Annotated in this window: 17 protein-coding genes and 2 pseudogenes; 11 read left to right on the top strand and 8 right to left on the bottom strand. The window is 60.1% G+C overall.

Annotation, left to right across the window (positions count from 1 at the left end):
* The 8 genes from KHP60_RS23885 to KHP60_RS23850 form a co-directional block, all read left to right on the top strand.
* A partial coding sequence (locus KHP60_RS23885; RefSeq protein ID WP_213566779.1) for a TIM44-like domain-containing protein occupies positions 1 to 193 on the top strand: 193 nt, incomplete at its 5' end.
* A 226-nt stretch (positions 194 to 419) separates the two neighbouring features.
* Complete coding sequence (locus KHP60_RS23880; protein ID WP_213566778.1) at positions 420 to 824, top strand: response regulator; 405 nt, start codon at positions 420 to 422, stop codon at positions 822 to 824.
* Between the two features lie 67 nt (positions 825 to 891).
* Positions 892 to 1437: a sigma-70 family RNA polymerase sigma factor gene (locus KHP60_RS23875; protein WP_213566777.1), complete on the top strand. Its 546-nt coding sequence runs from the start codon at positions 892 to 894 to the stop codon at positions 1435 to 1437.
* The gene (locus KHP60_RS23870) at positions 1430 to 2191 is read left to right on the top strand and encodes an anti-sigma factor (protein ID WP_213566776.1); all 762 of its coding nucleotides are present in this window, start codon (positions 1430 to 1432) and stop codon (positions 2189 to 2191) included. Before KHP60_RS23875 ends, KHP60_RS23870 begins: the two co-directional genes overlap by 8 nt.
* 20 nt (positions 2192 to 2211) lie before the next feature.
* Positions 2212 to 2928 (top strand): Bax inhibitor-1/YccA family protein, encoded by a 717-nt coding sequence (locus KHP60_RS23865; protein WP_213566775.1) that lies wholly within the window; start codon positions 2212 to 2214, stop codon positions 2926 to 2928.
* A 32-nt stretch (positions 2929 to 2960) separates the two neighbouring features.
* Complete coding sequence (locus KHP60_RS23860) at positions 2961 to 3545, top strand: DUF2076 domain-containing protein (RefSeq protein WP_213566774.1); 585 nt, start codon at positions 2961 to 2963, stop codon at positions 3543 to 3545.
* A 254-nt stretch (positions 3546 to 3799) separates the two neighbouring features.
* Positions 3800 to 4492, top strand: a complete 693-nt coding sequence (locus KHP60_RS23855) for a TerC family protein (protein ID WP_249689096.1) — start codon at positions 3800 to 3802, stop codon at positions 4490 to 4492.
* A 69-nt stretch (positions 4493 to 4561) separates the two neighbouring features.
* A complete protein-coding gene (locus KHP60_RS23850) occupies positions 4562 to 5017 on the top strand; it encodes a 4-aminobutyrate aminotransferase (protein ID WP_213566772.1) in 456 nt (151 codons plus the stop codon).
* Positions 5018 to 5055: 38 nt separating this feature from the next.
* On the opposite strand, the pseudogene KHP60_RS23845 reads toward KHP60_RS23850, so the two are convergent.
* The 4 genes and pseudogenes from KHP60_RS23845 to KHP60_RS23830 all read right to left on the bottom strand — a co-directional run bounded on the left by KHP60_RS23845 (position 5056) and on the right by KHP60_RS23830 (position 8747).
* Positions 5056 to 5854, bottom strand: a pseudogene (locus KHP60_RS23845) (IS5 family transposase).
* An 896-nt stretch (positions 5855 to 6750) separates the two neighbouring features.
* On the bottom strand, positions 6751 to 7239 hold the full coding sequence (locus KHP60_RS23840; protein WP_213566771.1) for a hypothetical protein: 489 nt from the start codon (positions 7237 to 7239) through the stop codon (positions 6751 to 6753).
* Complete coding sequence (locus KHP60_RS23835; protein WP_213566770.1) at positions 7232 to 7996, bottom strand: response regulator transcription factor; 765 nt, start codon at positions 7994 to 7996, stop codon at positions 7232 to 7234. Before KHP60_RS23835 ends, KHP60_RS23840 begins: the two co-directional genes overlap by 8 nt.
* Positions 7997 to 8357: 361 nt before the next feature.
* On the bottom strand, positions 8358 to 8747 hold the full coding sequence (locus tag KHP60_RS23830) for a hypothetical protein (RefSeq protein WP_213566769.1): 390 nt from the start codon (positions 8745 to 8747) through the stop codon (positions 8358 to 8360).
* 300 nt (positions 8748 to 9047) lie between these two features.
* On the opposite strand from KHP60_RS23830, the pseudogene KHP60_RS23825 reads away from it, so the two are divergent.
* Positions 9048 to 9230, top strand: a pseudogene (locus tag KHP60_RS23825) (hypothetical protein); the annotation flags it as partial.
* A 1121-nt stretch (positions 9231 to 10351) separates the two neighbouring features.
* Here the strand turns inward: KHP60_RS23825 and KHP60_RS23820 are convergent.
* The 3 genes from KHP60_RS23820 to KHP60_RS23810 form a co-directional block, all read right to left on the bottom strand.
* Positions 10352 to 11506: a sensor histidine kinase gene (locus KHP60_RS23820; RefSeq protein WP_213566768.1), complete on the bottom strand. Its 1155-nt coding sequence runs from the start codon at positions 11504 to 11506 to the stop codon at positions 10352 to 10354.
* Between the two features lie 81 nt (positions 11507 to 11587).
* Positions 11588 to 11965, bottom strand: a complete 378-nt coding sequence (locus tag KHP60_RS23815) for a response regulator (RefSeq protein WP_213566767.1) — start codon at positions 11963 to 11965, stop codon at positions 11588 to 11590.
* 75 nt (positions 11966 to 12040) lie between these two features.
* On the bottom strand, positions 12041 to 12595 hold the full coding sequence (locus KHP60_RS23810; protein WP_213566766.1) for a sigma-70 family RNA polymerase sigma factor: 555 nt from the start codon (positions 12593 to 12595) through the stop codon (positions 12041 to 12043).
* Positions 12596 to 12997: 402 nt separating this feature from the next.
* On the opposite strand from KHP60_RS23810, the gene KHP60_RS23805 reads away from it, so the two are divergent.
* Both KHP60_RS23805 and KHP60_RS23800 read left to right on the top strand, forming a co-directional pair.
* Positions 12998 to 13609, top strand: a complete 612-nt coding sequence (locus KHP60_RS23805) for a hypothetical protein (RefSeq protein WP_213566765.1) — start codon at positions 12998 to 13000, stop codon at positions 13607 to 13609.
* Positions 13610 to 13727: 118 nt separating this feature from the next.
* Positions 13728 to 14111, top strand: coding sequence for an N-acetyltransferase (locus KHP60_RS23800; RefSeq protein WP_213566764.1), 384 nt, complete (start codon positions 13728 to 13730; stop codon positions 14109 to 14111).
* A gap of 1566 nt (positions 14112 to 15677) precedes the next feature.
* On the opposite strand, the gene KHP60_RS23795 is transcribed toward KHP60_RS23800, so the two are convergent.
* Positions 15678 to 16349, bottom strand: a 672-nt coding sequence (locus KHP60_RS23795) for an IS6 family transposase (protein ID WP_213566763.1), incomplete at its 5' end; no start/stop codon positions are given.

Genomic DNA, 16349 nt, shown 5'->3' with positions numbered 1-16349 from the left:
CTGGCGTGAGGGTCTGGCCGACTATGCCACGGTCGCGATGCGCTATGCCATCACCGAGCAGACGATTGATCGGGCGAGCGGCAAGGCAGTTGCCGGCGAGCCGGAGAGGACCGAGGAGGTCACGGAGATCTGGACCTTCCGGCGCGACAATCACGCATCCTGGAAGCTCTCGGCGATCCAGCAGGTGGCGTAGCCCGATCATAGTGAAACGCATCGCGCCAGCCGGTGCAGTTGACCATTTTCCATGCGGGCGCGACACCTGATGGCATGTCCTCCTCTTGCAGGTAGAGCCAACCGTGCCTACCTCAACTCTGCCTTAGGGTCCGGGCCCCTCTGGCGAGCGGGTCGCCGCTCGCGATGTCGGACTCCTTCTCTTGCTCTTGCGCCCACGAGCGCGACCGCAACTGGAGGATCCGATCTTGGATTCCATCTCCTCTTCTACCGCTCCCTCCATCCTCGTCGTCGAGTCTGATCCCGACCTTCGCGAGCTGATTGCTCGCCCCCTCGGACAAGCCGGCTATGACGCTGTGCTGGCTCCTTGCGGATCCGGTGAGGCGGCTCTCGATCTCATCTCCGCCGCCGATTTCGATGGCCTCTATTGTGAGGTTCAACTCCCCGGCCAGGTCGACGGCTGGGATGTCGGCGCCACCTTCAGCTTCGTCTGGCCTGACAAGCCGACAGTCTACGCCTCCGCCTTCGTCGCCGGGCCACCGGGGCGGCTGCGGAAAGGCATTTTCCTGCGCAGGTCCTTCGGCCTGGACCGGCTCGTCACGGTTTTCGAGACCAGCGCAATCGCCGCGCCGGCAAGACAGGCGCTGGCATGATCACTCCAGAAGCAAAAATGTTCGCAAGCATGCGGATTAAGCCCTCACGCAGCTCCGTACACCTCACATGAAGGACACGACACGCACGGATGTGATCGGACTGCTCGGGCCCTTGCGGCGCTATGCCCGCTCGCTGACGCGGGACGAGTCGCAGGCTGAGGACCTGGTGCAGGACACCCTCGTGCGCGCCTATGAGCAGCGCGGCTCCTTCCGCTCAGGCGGCAACCTGCGCGGCTGGCTGCTGTCGATCCTGCACAACACGTTCATTGACCATCGGCGCCGACAGGTCGCGGAGTTCCGCCGGATGGGACAGGTGGCTGAACTAGCCGATACCGCGGCTCCTCCCGAACAGGAGAGCTGGATGCGGCTTCAGCAGGTACATACCGCCTTCATGAGCCTGCCGGACGAGCAGCGCGCCGCCCTGCATCTCGTGGCCATCGAGGGCCTGTCCTATCAGGAGGCAGCGAGTGCCCTGAAGATCCCGGTCGGCACCCTCATGTCCCGCTTGGGCCGCGCCCGTTCCGCGCTGCGCGGGTTCGAGGCGGGAGCCGACGATCAGCCGTCCGAGGCCAGACGCCCAACCCTGCGCATCGTCGGAGGATCCGATGTCTGACCCCATCACCGAAGCGGACCTTCTCGCCTATGTGGACGATCAACTCGACCCTGCCAAGCGCATCGAGGTCGAGGAACATCTTGCCCACGACCCGGAAGCCGCCGCGCGCGTCATGGCCGACCTCAAGGATCGCGATGCCCTCCGGCTGATCCATGCCGCCCCCCTGCCCCGCCCTGCTGAGCCTGTTCTGGCGGCAGCGGATCGGCTTGAGCGGGCACTCGGCTGGCGGGAGCTAGGCTTGAAATTCCGCCGGATCGCCGCTGTCGTGGCGCTCGTCGGGTTCGGCTGGTTTGCCCACGGGCAGGTGGGGCTCGGCATCACCGACAGCGAGGCCTCGCCCAAGCCGCCAGCCTTTGTCGAGGATGCCCTGCACTCGCACGAGACGGCTCTGGTGCGGGCCCGCATGGCCTCGCAACCTGAGACCGCCGTGTACGACCCGGCTGAGATCCTGACGGAGACCGGCATCCGGCTGCCAGCCTTGCCGGAGGGATGGCAGGTTCGCGATGCCCAGATCTTTCCGTCCCGCGATGGCCACAGCGTGGAGCTCACCGTCGAGGCCGGCGATCTCGGCCGGGTGTCCCTGTTCGCAGGGCACGTACCGGTCTTCAACGTCATCGACCCGACCATCGCCCGCTTTGACGAAGCAAAGACCGTTTACTGGCAGACGGGCCAACTTGCCTACGCGCTGACCGGAACCGGCAGCGACAAGGCCATCGAACGGGCGGCCCTCCGGCTGTCCCGCACGCTTCAGTAATCCCCACAGGAGGACCTTGGATGAACACTCCCTATGCCTGGCAGACGACCACCGCCCGCGCGAGCGGCGCCATCTTCGACGAAGGCCTGCGCCAGCACATGCTGCGGGTCTACAATTATATGGGCATCGGCCTTGTGGTGACAGGCCTCGTCGCCTTCTTCGTCGCCTCGACGCCGGCCCTCTACGTGCCGATCTTCCAGACGCCGCTCAAGTGGGTGGTGATGCTGGCGCCACTCGCCTTCATCTTCTTCTTCTCGTTCCGGATGGACCGGATGACGGCGGCGTCGGCACGCACGGCCTTCTTCGCCTTCTCGGCGTTGATGGGCCTGTCATTGGCCTCTGTGTTCCTGGTGTTCACCGGCGCCAGTATCGCCCGCACCTTCTTCATCACCGCCGCCATGTTCGGCGCCACCAGCCTCTATGGCTACACGACCAAGCGCGATCTCTCGAAATTCGGCTCGTTCCTGGTGATGGGCCTGATCGGCGTCATCATCGCCTCGCTGGTCAACATCTTCCTCGCGTCGAGTGCGCTGCAGTTTGCGATCTCGATCATCGGCGTGCTCGTCTTCACCGGTCTGACCGCCTATGACACGCAGACGATCAAGGAGCAGTACGCTGAAGGCTACGGCCACGAGGCCAACAGCAAGATGGCCGTGTTCGGCGCGCTCTCGCTTTACCTGAACTTCGTCAACATCTTCCAGCTGCTGCTGAGCCTCACCGGCCAGCGGGAAGAGTAACCTCCGTCCATTGCCAGAAAGGATCAATTTACATGGACCATCAGGACCGTCAGGCCATCGAGCAGCTCTTCGGCAAGATCGCCCAGGTCGAGGGCCAAGCCGGAGCCCCGGACGCGCAGGCGGCGGAGTTCATCCGCTCGCGGATCACCCAGCAGCCGAACGCGCCGTATTACATGGCCCAGACCATCGTGGTGCAGGAGCAGGCCCTGAGCGCCGCCCATGGCCGCATCCAACAGTTGGAACAGGAACTTGCCAGCCGTCCGGCAGGCGGAGGCGGCTTCCTGTCCGGACTGTTCGGCGGCGGGCAGACCCGTCCCCAGCCGCATCAGCCCTACCAGCCGCAGCCGATGCACGGCATGCCGCCTCACGGTGCTCCCGGCATGGGTGGCGTGGCTCCTGGTATGGCTCCCTGCGGAGGCGGCAGCTTCCTGGCCGGCGCGGCCCAGACGGCCATGGGCGTGGCGGGTGGCGTGCTCCTCGGCAACATGTTCGCCAGCGCCTTCTCGGGCGGGGGTGAGGCGAACGCCGCCGAAGCCGGTCAGACCCAGCCGCAGCAGGCGGCTGCCGAGGACTTCGGTGATGACGGCGGCGATTTCGGCTTCGAGGAAGACATCTAAGTCCGATTAACGACGGGGCGGCCCGCCAGGACAGGAGCGGGCCGCCCCCACAACCTCAAGTCACCTAATCTCATAGCTGCGGTCCTGCCGGCGCATCTCCAAGCATCAATGACGGAACACCGGACCGACTAGCATCGTTGCGGCGACCGGTTGAACGAGCGCCCTCTCTTAGTCAGGGCCGAAAGGAACATCGCGTGGACTTCTCCTGGATCTCCGATCCGACCGCCCTGGTGGCGTTGGCGACCCTGGTGGTGATGGAGGTGGTGCTCGGGATCGACAACCTGATCTTCATCTCGATCCTCACCAACAAGCTCCCCGAGCACCAGCGCTCGAAGGCCCGCCGCATCGGGATCGGCCTGGCGCTGATCCTGCGGCTTGGACTGCTCGGCACCATTGCGATTATCGTCACCCTGACCGAGCCTATCTTCACCCTTTTCGGCCATGGCTTCTCTTGGCGCGACCTGATCCTGATCGGCGGCGGCCTCTTCCTGGTCTGGAAAGCGACCACGGAGATCCACCACACCGTGGACCCGACGCCGAACGACGACGTGTTCGACACGGCCAAGGCCACGATGACGTTCGGTGCCGCCATCGGGCAGATCCTGTTGCTCGACCTCGTGTTCTCACTGGACAGCATCATCACGGCGGTCGGCATGACCGATATCGTGATGATCATGGTGATCGCGGTGATTGCCGCGGTGACAGTCATGCTGCTGGCCGCCAACCCGCTCGCCCAGTTCATCAACAACAATCCGACGGTGGTGATGCTGGCTTTGGGCTTCCTTCTGATGATCGGCATGACCCTGATCGCGGAAGGGTTCGGCGCGCATGTGCCGAAAGGCTACATCTACGCCGCCATGGCGTTCTCGGCCCTGATCGAGGGACTGAACATGCTCTCGCGCCGGGCCGCCCGGCGCAAGGCAGCTCCGGCCCAACCTAGAGATTGACGACAAAGAGGCGGGGCCTTCGGCCGAGCCCCTCCCTTCAGCACTCATTATCCCAAAAGGAGTTTAAGAATGCACCGTTTGCAGCCTCCCGCCGCGGTTCTCGTCCTCGGGTGCTCCCTTGTCCTGTCTGGGACCGCCGCTTTGGCCCAGACCAACAGCGGCCACCGGAGCACCGAGGTAGTGGCCGGCAAGTCGCATCGCTTAGGCGTCTACGGCAACGTGCAGAAGGACTGCACATCGGGGCCGCTACCAACGGTCCGGGTGGTGACTCCACCTAAGCATGGCGAGCTGAACGTGCGCAGCGGAACCCTCAAGGCAGGCCGGATCGCCCGCTGCCCCAAGCTGGCGCCAAAGGCCCAAGGTGTCTTCTACAAGGCCAGTCAGACGTTCAAAGGAACCGACGAGGTCAGCTACGAGATCAAGTCGGCCAGCGGCAAGTTGGAGAATCACACCGTCAGGATCACAGTCAAAGCGGCGACGCCCGCGGATACCAAGCCCACTCCGGACGCCGATACCGAACTGTAACGAATAACACGACCTTGTCCTCCGACGACTTAGAGCGCCTAACAAAACCGTTTACATTGGTTGAAGCAGATGAGCGCGCATCCGAGTGTGGTGAAGGCCAGATGGATGTCCTCACGTCGTTCATAGCGGATGGTGAGACGGCGAAAGCGGTTGAGTCACGCCAGTGTGCGCTCCACCACCCAGCGATATCGTCCCAGTCGCTCGCTGACGCCACGCCGCGGCGGGCAATTCTGGGCACGATGGAGCGCCGCCGGCATTCCGCGCGGCAGCGACGATGGTCATAAGCCTTGTCTGCGTGCAGTTTGTCCGGCCTGCGTCGCGGGCGACCCGGTCCATGCCGCACCGGCGGCACGGCATCGAGCGTGGGTGCGAGCATCAGGCTGTCGTGCCGGTTAGCCCTACTCAGGCTGATCTCGAGCGGTGTGCCTGTCCGGTCGACCACAACATGGCGCTTCGTGCCCGGTTTGCCGCGATCCGTCGGGTTCGGGCCGGTGGCTGCGCCCCCTTTTTAGCCGCGATGGACGAGGTGTCGAGTGCGGCCCGGCTCCAATCAAGCTTGTCGGCATCTGCCAAGCGCTCGAGCAGGATGCGATGCAGGCGGGTCCATACACCGGCCGCCTGCCAGTCGCGCAGCCGGCGCCAGCACGTCATGCCCGAGCAGCCGATCTCAGCGGGCAGTATCTCCCAGGGAATGCCCGAGCGCAGGACAAAGATGATCCCAGCCAGGGTGGCTCGGGGGCCGACACGCGGTCGGCCCCCTTTGGGCTTGGCGGGTTCCGGTGGAAGGAGCGGCTCAATCGCCGCCCAGAGAGCATGGGGAACAAGAGGTTTGGCCATACCAAACCAACGCGCTCACGCCGGTTTTGTTAGGCGCTGTTAGTTGAAAGCCTGACTTCGCCCCCAACCTCGGGAGGTAGGTAATCCCGCTTGCAGTCTAGAGCAATGGCGGTTCTGACGGAGCCAGCGTGTTACCGCTATCTCTTTGTCTTAAAGCCACTTCTCATGGCGAATCATGGTCCGTTGCCGTGCCCGTTGCTCTAGCATTTGGTACATCAGCCGGGAAGGTGCTCCTCGACAGCCGTCAGGTATTGCGAGAAGGGCTTTAGCATCGGACAAGCCTCCGTTGATGTTCATCGCTCTGAGACACTGCTCTTCCAGGTAGAGCATCAATGGAGCAGCATTTTGGCTTTCACCTTCTGCACGAACTTCAGGCTTCTACTCCTGCAACTTCACCCAATGCTGCCTGTCCCTCTTCTTGGGTAGGGCACAGCACGGAACCTTCCTTACCCTTCTGCGCTGATATCGATTCCGTGCTCATCCGGCTGCGGGATCAGCCATGCCCGACGACCCTGAGAAGACCTTGCAGGAGTTGCGTCAGCGAATATGCACTGAGGGTCTGCCGAAACTCTCGGCAGAGGCATTGCGCTTGTACAAGCGCGAGGAGCGGCGGAGTCGCAAGCTGGTGCAGCCGAGCGCCTCTAAGCCTCCGCTCAGCCTGTCCCCAGAAGCACTCCGGCTGTTCCGAGAGAAAGCTGATCCCGCATGGCCATGGAAACGACAATGACTGACTCTCGTGGCAATAGGTCGCGCTCAAATGAAGGGAGCAATTTAGTCGTCACCATGAGCAGAGCTAAGGATCAGGGTAGCTCATTGTTCCAGATGTCTGATCGGCCCTTAAGGTATCCGAACTCACCCGAAGCCTGCCAAAGAACAAGGTGGCCGTGGCGAGCCGCTTATGCCTTCCGCCCAAATAGGCTGGCGATCAGGCTACCACGTGCGGCGGCAGGCTGATGCTCGATTTCAACCTGAGTTGGTTCGATAACGGTCTCGGCTTCGGGTATTTGCTCGACCGCACTCTCTGAGTTGGTCTCCGCGTTAATCGGAGGCGGCTCGTTGGCTTCTTGCTTGGTCTCTTCCCATGGGTCCACCAACGTTAGATCGAGCGAAGGCTCTGACTCCGCATCGGGTGCGGCGGACAAGACCTCGATCCGACCGGGAAAGTCGTTCCGGCACTCATACTCGACGTAGTCGTGGAAGTCGGGCCTGATCCGGTGCGGCTGGTCGAGAAGGACCTCGCTTTTGACTTCAAGCACGAAGAAGCGCCCTTCCGGCGTGGTCACATCCACCCGCCTGACCACCCCCTCGGAGAAGCTCTTCCATGGACCCGCTGGATGGAGGTGGACGCGGACCTGATCCCCCACCGCGATCTTCACCTCAGCCATTCACCGATGCCCCACCTCGTTGCGTCACGCGCTGAGACGCCCAGATGGCCGCTTGGGTGCGATTGGAGGCCCCGATCTTGCGCAGGATCGCTTTGACATGGACCTTGATGGTGGCTTCCGTGATGTCGAGCTTGCGCGCAATGACCTTGTTCGGCTCGCCTTGCGTCAAGCATCCCAGGATTTCCCTCTCCCGCGCCGAGAGCATGCAAGCTTTCAAGTCCGCCTGCTTCGGCTCGGACATGCTGCCCTGGAGCGGCGGCTCCCGGTTCTGAGAAGCCCCGCCCAGGAAAGAACGCACGACCTCGAAGGGCAAGACAGTCTCGCCAAGCATCACCAGTTCAAGCGACTTGACCAGAACGTCGGGGGCACTGGCTGCTGAGCAAAAGCCATTCGCCCCGGCCTCATGTCCCGACCGCACAAATCCAAGGTCAAACTGATCCGCCAGAGCCACGATCCGCGCCTGCGGGAAATGTTCTTTGGCCTGCTTGATCACCTCCAGCATATGACCGCTGTTCTGACTGGCATCGATGAGGATCAGGGCAGGCTTCGAAGCCAAGTGTTGGAGCCCTCTTTGCCCTGTGGCAGACGCCGCCTCGACAGGAGCAAACGACGTTCCTCGGAGGATGGTTTGAAGCCCTGAACGCAAGAGGAAGTTGTCGCAAATCAGAGCCGTTGAAACCGCTGGATGGAGATTCGTGGACGGCATTTCAGTCTCCAACGAACGACCATGTACAAGCTTCAGCGTTTGGGCAGTCATGCGTACCCCCTGCTTAATTTCTTCCATTAAGAGAAAATTAACAGGCTGGGAGAGCTTCGTCTGTCGGATTCCAGACAATGATCCACTTAGAAGAAATCTCCTAACCGTGACACGCAGTCACATGTCCGTACTCACGTGCGATCAAAACGAAATGTCTTACGAATGGCGGGTCTTGACTGAGTAACTTCGAGGCAAACGATATGAAGAAACACTCGCTTCACCATGTATGAGGCCCAATTCCGCCGCTACCACGTCTATCCAGCGGCACACCTCTGCCCTAGAACATTACCAAGGGTTCGATGGATCGGCGGGAGCAAAACGTGAGTGTCGGCTGGCAGTCACTTTCACGTCGTGTCGAGGGCTAATTTCGTGCTGGCCCAGCCAAGGGTGTGCTGGGAGCAAGGCGGCAGCGCTCCCGAAACATCTGTTGCGCGGCAGCAAGATCAGGGACCCAGGTCTCGAACCGCGCCGTCATTGCCCCGACTCCATCTACATTCAAGGTTTGAAGCCCTGTTGTATGCAGCGGCCCCACAAGGCTGTCGCCTTCACCAAAGAACAGGGTGCCGTCCTCCCACTCCAGCAGCACAAAGCCCCGTTCGGTCTGGACCACGAAGATTTGGCAGAACGGCTTGAAATCGAGAACAACTGTGCCGGTGAAGCGGGGATTGCCAGGACCGGTTGTGATGAGACCCACGACGCCAACCACAAAGGCAACACACCAGAGGCCGACAGCCAGGAGAGGCTTTGTCATCGCAGGTCCCCTCGCAGTATTGGAGAGAACGCCCAGATCGACGTGGCACTAATTTCGTAGACATTATAGCCGCTTATGTGGGCAATGTTAATGTTTCTTCTTATCCAACCGTGATAACAACATGAGTATTGCTGCCACGAGGTCTGGAAACTTGGCAGGATTGCAGAGCTTACCACGCCAAGCTCGTCAGCCAAGGTCTTCACATAGGTTAGGCCCATCCCGGAACGGCGCCCGCAGCCATGGCGTTGCAAATGATGCAGGTTGCCGACAAGCCTGCTCTGAGTGTCCTGGAGGGCTCGCATGGTGAACGCATCCGGTAGCAGCAACCAACTCACTCCTGATCAGGAGGAGGGTAAGTCTCCAGAGTGTCCCCCGGACAATAAGCTGCCCGAGAACTCGCAGGAAAAACTCGATGCAAGGTTGGACCATGCCATTGAGGAGACCTTCCCGACCAGTGATCCGGTTTCCGTGACCATCACCAAAGGGCCTGAGCCTGATCGTCCTGACCAGGAAGCCCGTTCCTCATCAGCGGGTGAGCAGGGAGGCCCACCGGAGCAGGATTCCACCGAGCAAATTCTGGATCAGGTGCGGGAAGCCCTGCACGACGTTGCAGATCAGGCGTCCGGTGCAGCCCGCGACATGTACAGCCGAGGTGAGCACTACGCGCGGCAAGCACGAGAACACTACCCAGAGGCAGAGCGGTACATTCGTGAGGGGAAGCGAGCCGTGACCCAGCGGGTGGCAGGAAATCCCCTGCTTGCGCTGTTTATGGCAGGAGTGGCCGGATACGCCCTTGCATGGCTGATTCATGGTGAGCGACAAAACCGCAAACCAGACGTGCCGGATTATGGCCGAACAGATCGTGGATACGCACCTTACCGCGACGAGTAGAGGGCGAGGAGCTTACCACCGCTATAGCCACAAGTGCCTTGGTTGAGGATGAGCCGCGTTAGCGCGGACGCCTCAACCCACGAATGCCCAATTAGGTTCTGCTGATGGCAAGCAAGCGGCGACGGCGAGAAAACGCACTATTTTGCCCGTTATCCACAGTCAACTAAAAAGATGGTTAACGCTCCACACATGCCTCGGTACTTTCACCGATGCGGTGATTTGGAGGCAGCAATGGGAAGCAGCGTCGAGGGCGGTAGACGGGTTTCCATGGTGTCTGATGAGGAGCTTCTACGCACGATTGGCGAGGACCTCCGGAGCCTGTATGCCGATATAATCCGACAGCCCTTGCCACCGAAGATTGAGGCTGCCCTCACGCGCATTGACCATGCGCAACGCTCAGGAAGCAACCTGAGCCGACCAGCCGCCCATTGGGCTGTTTCCTCGCTCGGCTTCTAAGCGCCCACCAGAACTGTAATAGCCGCGATCAGAGACGCAGCCACGACGCCGTACTCGGCCCACGCGCACCATTGTGGCCTGCTGTGAAAGTTCACTTCGCCCAGCATGTTATTGCTCCAAGAGGGCCCAAATCTACACTTTGCTGATTCATGTTCTTGAATCGTTCTCATTCTACGAGGCCAGCCGGAAGGGTCAAGCGCACAGGGGCATTTTCCATGGGAGGCGTGCACCCCAGTCTGGTGCAGGAGCGAAGCTGATCAATAAGCAGGGACGAGCCGCCGCTCGACCAGAGGTACATCCATCTGGAAGCGCAGGCCATCTGAGGCATATTGGACCTCCACCTCAGCTTTGCACTGCATCGGTAGGACCCGTTGGAGCAGGGTCGAACCAAAGCCTCGGTGTTGCGGCTCGTTCACCCTTGGGCCAGCGAATTCGCTCCACTCCAGATGAAGTTTTCTGACACCCTCGTGTTCATCCAAGGTCCATTGAACCCGCACGTATCCAGCCGGAACTGACAACGCTCCATAGCGAACGGCATTGGTGGTCAGTTCGTGAAGCGCCATACCAACCGGCACTGCCAGATCAGCCGATAGTTCCACTGGCGGACCGATCAACATAAAACGTGGCTGTCTGCTCTCGGCGAACGGCTTTAGCTCATTCAGGGCGATCTCCCGCAGGGGCGCAGTCTGCCAATAGTCTTCGGTCAGAAGATCGTGTGTTCTCGCCAGCGAGGTGATCCGGCTCGAGAAGGAGTGGTAGAACTCGTCAAAGCTGCCTGTGGACCGGCCCGTAGCTCCGACGAGCGCCTGGACTGTCGCGAGCGTATTCTTCACTCGATGGTGAAGCTCTCTGACGAGCAGGGATTGCCGTTTCTCGATCTGGCGGCTGGCCTCTGCTCTCTCATCACGTTCTGCAATAGCGCGGCGCAGTTCCAGGTGGGACATCACCTGTCGCGCCAGCCGTGTCAGAGTGTCAGTCTGATCTTCGGTCAGATGGCGCGGAACATAGTCGAGAACGCAAAGCGCACCCAAGGGCACTCCATCCAATGTCCTCAGTGCAGCCCCCGCATAGAAACGCAGGTGCGGGTCCCCTGTCACAAGAGGATTGTTGGCAAACCGAGGGTCCTTTTCCAGATCAGAAATGATAGTCAGTCCCGGCAGCAGCATGGCGCTGAGGCAGATCGAGAAATCGAGCGGAGTCTCTTGGAGCCCAAGCCCCACTTCGGCTTTGAACCACTGCCTCCGTTCATCAATGAGGCTGATCAGGGCAACTGGGGTCTGGCAGCTACGCGCGGCAAGCTGGACCAGATCGTCAAAGGCGGGCTCTGGCTGCGTATCAATGACCCGGTAGCTGCGCAGCGTTGCGAGCCGGTCCTGTTCTTTCCAGGCAGAGAGCGCTTCGTCGTTCAACACGAGCCTATTACCGTTGGGGCCTCGTGAGAACGTGCCTAACCTATGTTAGTTCGGGTGAAGTGACTGATTTGCACAAGCAATTTAGCCGCATCCTACCAGAAAATGCTCGCAGGCTTGAACCACGGCGGCAGGTGGTGCGGGCTTCTCGATCCAGGTCACATGCTGAAACTCGGCCAAGAGGGGGTGGTTATCCTGATGGCCCGAGTAGATCAGGAACGGCACCTCACGGCAGTTAAGTTCGGCGGCAACATTGCTGCATGAGCCGTCATTCAGCGTTGCATCCAGAATGGCCATGGCAGGTGTTGCGGTTCCAAGCCACTCCAGGGCGGCAGAGCAGGTGGTAAACGGCCCAGCCACCACAAAGCCAGCGTCTTGCAACTCGTCTTGAAGGTTGAGCGCAATGAGAGCTTCGTCCTCCAAAATCAGGACAAGCGGCTTACTGGTGATTTGGATAGGCATGGCTCAGTCTTGGCGAACTGCCTTGAACCTAACCTGAACGGCCAAACTTGGCCATCGCCTATGGGAATGAGCAGTTCACCTCATGGACAAAGCTGCTGACAAAGCTGCTTTGGTCAAATCATCAGGCCCCAGGTCGGCCTCACCTGTGAGGTCCAGAAGAGAGGCTAACCGCGACCGAGCGCGATTGACGCGGCTTTTGACCGTACCGACCGCTACGTTGCACACAGCAGCGGCTTCTTCATAGCTTAGACCCTGTGCCCCAACTAAGAGCAGTGCCTCCCTCTGGTCTGCGGGGATCGTCGCCAGAGCGGCACGAAAGTCCTCGAAGTCGAGATGGCTCTGCTGGTTGGGATGCGTCTTCAGCCGCGCGGCATAGGCCCCGTCAGCATCCTCAGTCTCATACTTCCGCTTGCGGTACTCGGAGTGGAAGAGATTGCGCAGGATCGTAAACAGCCATGCGTTGAGGTTGGTGCCGCGCTCGAATTTATCGATGTTGGCTAAAGCCCTCAGGATTGTCTCCTGCACCAGATCATCCGCACGATCTCGGTTGTTGGTGAAGGAAATCGCAAAGGCGCGTAGGCTTGGGATGGCGGCAAGCAGATCGTCCCGCAGCGATGCGTCAACACTCATACGGGAGCGTCTCTGACCATGTCTCAATCCGGCGAACCAGCCTGTCCAAACCTGGAGGAAGGGGCCGTTGGGGCAGTTCTGCATACATCTGGCGCAGGGTCGCGCCGATCCGCTCCTGCGCTTCCGACTGCATGTCGGTCCAGAGACCATCGCCTCGCCATGCGTGAGGCACGATAATGAGGTGACCTTCCGGCCAGTCCTCGGATACTGCAATGCTCATGGACATTCCCGACCTGACCCCTCTCTTTTTGGAGGTGGGAAATCAACCAACAATGCGAAAGGCTGTTCCGGCCCAGCCCACACATTTTGTTAACTTATGTTTATTTCTCAGTTGCAACAAAGTAGTAGGAACGGGAATAGCTTGGCCACGTTGCTTCCTTCATCAAAGGAGGCGGGATTCCAATGTTTGGGATAAGGCTTATCACGCTGGTCAAATCTTTTGGGGTTCTATCCTTAGCCCTGATTTTTCCATTTTTGATCAGTGTTGTGCCTGCCCAGGCGCAAGGTATCTTTGGGCTATTTAGGGCCTTCTCCCAACCCGCTGCTCCGACCCCGTCGCCCCAACCCTTTGAGTACCAGCCTAATCCTGCGCTGGAGCAGCCTCGCCGCAAAACACGACCACGCCCGAAGCCTGTGGCTGTGGAGCAAGTGGAGACCAAGAAGCCGGTCGAGCCGAAACCCGTGGGAGAGATCACCAATCCTGTTCCAGCGCTTATGGCCGACAGCACCTTGCGTCCCGGCGACATGGTGATGTTCCCGGATGGGCTGCGCGTTTTCACAGGCAAATCCGGAGGTCCTCACAAGCTCACGGACTTCAAGCCCTTGACCCAGGCTGGCAAGCACCTTTCTCGTGCGACCCGCAAGCTTGTCGCTCATTTGCTCCCAGGAGAAAACATCGCGTGGAACACGGACGTAGTCAGGACTGGCGGCAAGCTCGCGGCCAATACCGACGATGTCTCGACCACCGGAAGCGTGAACAGACCGATTAATCGAAAGGGCTCACGTTCGCGATGATGCTACCCCATCGCTAATTCCTCGTGGTAGAAACGAGGGTGACCGACGCGGCACTCTACGGTGATCTTGGTAAGCCGCGCCGGTCGGATCACCACTCTCCAAGATTCTCACCGCTCCAATGACAATCACCCACCGACCGGCTTGTTCGGACGACTACGCCTTTGCTCTCAAACTTTACGTCGAAGCGATCAGACCTCTTGCATGTGCCTGGATAAAGTGGATCGATGCAGATCAGACGGCTGAGTTCGTCAGCTTGTGGCGTCCTAACGATACAAGGATCCTTACGCTCAATAGCCAGGATATCGGCTGGGTCGAGTTTCGATGGATCGGTGATGAACTCTTTCTGAAGCAACTCTATATCACGCCGAAGCATCAGCGACAGGGCATTGGCTCACAGGTCATACGGCTGCTGAACGAACAGGCCAGGACGGCAAAGTCGATGGCGCTGTTTGTAATGAAGAACAACCCTGCCTTTCAGTTCTACCGGCGGCATGGCTTCTAGGTCGTTCACGTGTGAAAGTTAGGACTTGACCCATCAGACAGTGTCGAACCAAGTCGTGTTCTGCACGAGGAAGTGGAGTGCANGTGTGAAAGTTAGGACTTGACCCATCAGACAGTGTCGAACCAAGTCGTGTTCTGCACGAGGAAGTGGAGTGCAGAGCCCGCCATTCTGGCATGGTTGCTCTCAGCTTGGGCAAGGTGGGCGGTCAAGCCCCATAGCCGCTTGGCGGTGCGCCGCAGGCGCAGGGCTTGAGGGCCCGCCGGAGCCCCAAGCCATCATTCAAGCTGCCAGAGGGCAACTGGCTCTGACACTGTCCGTCAAATCAAGTCCAAGATTCTACAGTTCAGGAGACCCACACCACGTTGGTAATGCATCGTGCGATGGCTGAGGCGGCTTGATCCTACCGATTCAACATCAGTCAGAGGACGACATGATCCAGGCTGGTGCAAGCAGGGTGCGGCAAGCCAGATGATTGACTTCGGGTGTCACCCCATACCCGAAAACCGGCTCCGAGACGAAGATCAACTACCAATTCATGAGACCGGCATCCTGCAACTACTTTCAAAGAATCCTGTTCATTCAGAGCGCCAATTGACGCGGGACCTCCTCTGCATCGTTTTTCTTCGCTAACCTGATGAGAAGATCAGAGGAGATTGCGAGGGCATGCATAAGTTTGGAGTGTGTGCTGCCCTTGCTTTGACTTGGATCACCACGTCCTGCGCTGAAAGAATGGCGCATCCGGCTGTTATGCCCGAGCCGACGCAACCGAAAGCTGCATCCAAGCCATGGCCACACGATGTGGAGGCGAGGCATCGGGCTGAGACGCTTGCAGAGGAGACCGGAAAGCGTTCGGCCATCCGCTCTCGTCAGGTCACTCCAAGCGCCAGCGTGAAGCCAGAGCAATCGTCCGCCCCCGAGACTCCGCTCCCGCAAGTATCCCATCAGCCAAACGAGACCCCAACCTCGCGCGAACCGCCTGTGGCTGTGGCGCTTCCACCGCCCCCAGAGCCTGCCGAACCCAACTTCCCGATCACAGCGCTCATGCCCCCACCCCCGGAACCCGCCGAGCCGACCTTCCCCTCAAAACCGCCAGCCATCGAATTATCATCACCACCGGAGCCACCCACATCGTTGCTGCCAGAGGTGTCAGCGGAGGCCGCAATGCCACCGCCGCCCGAGCCTGCCGAACCGAGTTTCCCAATGGCCACGTTGATGCCTCCACTCCCGATACCGGCTGAACCGTCTCTGCCTCCACCTCCGGAAGAGCAGATCGCCGCTGAAAGCCCGATGCCCATCTCGTTTCCAGACCTTCCGTCGTATGTCTCGCTACGCCCAGTTTTCATATGGGTGGATACCGTGGGTGCTATCCAACTCCCGCACAGCCCACTTTCTGAGGGTCTTGAAGTAAGCCCAGAGGAACGAATCCCAAGTCTGATCCGGAATCCCTGGCCACTCTCGATGATGGCAGCTAAGCGGGTAGATGGATTAGTCGGCAACCTGTCGAGTCGGCGTTGTCACATTAACTCGCGTCAGACACACTGAGGTAAAATCAGTCAGCTGACGGGCTCACACAGAAACACCGGCTGCAGACTTCCACGCCGCCATGGCGATGAGGCGGTGGAGATGAGTGGCAGAGGCGGAGCGGTGGGAGCGGGGTGGAGCGAAGAGGTTGCGCACAGCCGAGAAAACATTCACGAACTGCTGCAGGCCTCCTGCTGATCGAAAGCCCTGCATCACCCGTTCTCGCCGGCGCAGCGGCAGGTGCGAGTTCTCCGCCCGATTGTTGAGCCCTTTATGTGAGCGATGCTCGACTGCCGGCATGATCTGCCGCCGGGCGGCTGCATAAGAGCCGAGCTTGTCGGTGATCAGCCGACGTGGCGGACAGCCTTGTTTCTTCAATAGACGCTTCAGCAAGCGCTTGGCCGCTTTAGTGTTGCGGCGTATCTGGACGATCTCATCAAGGACATAGCCGTCCTGATCCACCGCCCGCCACAGCCAGTGCTTCTTGCCGCCAACGGTGACCACGACCTCGTCCAGATGCCACACGTCGCAGGGGCTCGGCCTTTTGCGCTTGAGTCGGCGAGCGTAGTCAGGTCCGAACTTCAGACCCCGTCGCCGGACTGTCTCATAGGAAACGAGGATGCCGCGCTCGAGCAGCATCTCCCCAACCAGCCGCAGGCTTAAAGGAAACCGGAAGTACAACCAGACCGCATGGGCGATGATCTCGGGCGGAAACCG

It is taken from the genome of Microvirga sp. 3-52 (genome assembly GCF_018383585.1).
In the GTDB taxonomy this organism is placed as follows: domain Bacteria; phylum Pseudomonadota; class Alphaproteobacteria; order Rhizobiales; family Beijerinckiaceae; genus Microvirga.
Note: the sequence above shows the minus strand (reverse complement) of the source record. Positions and strands in the feature narration are given on the sequence as shown.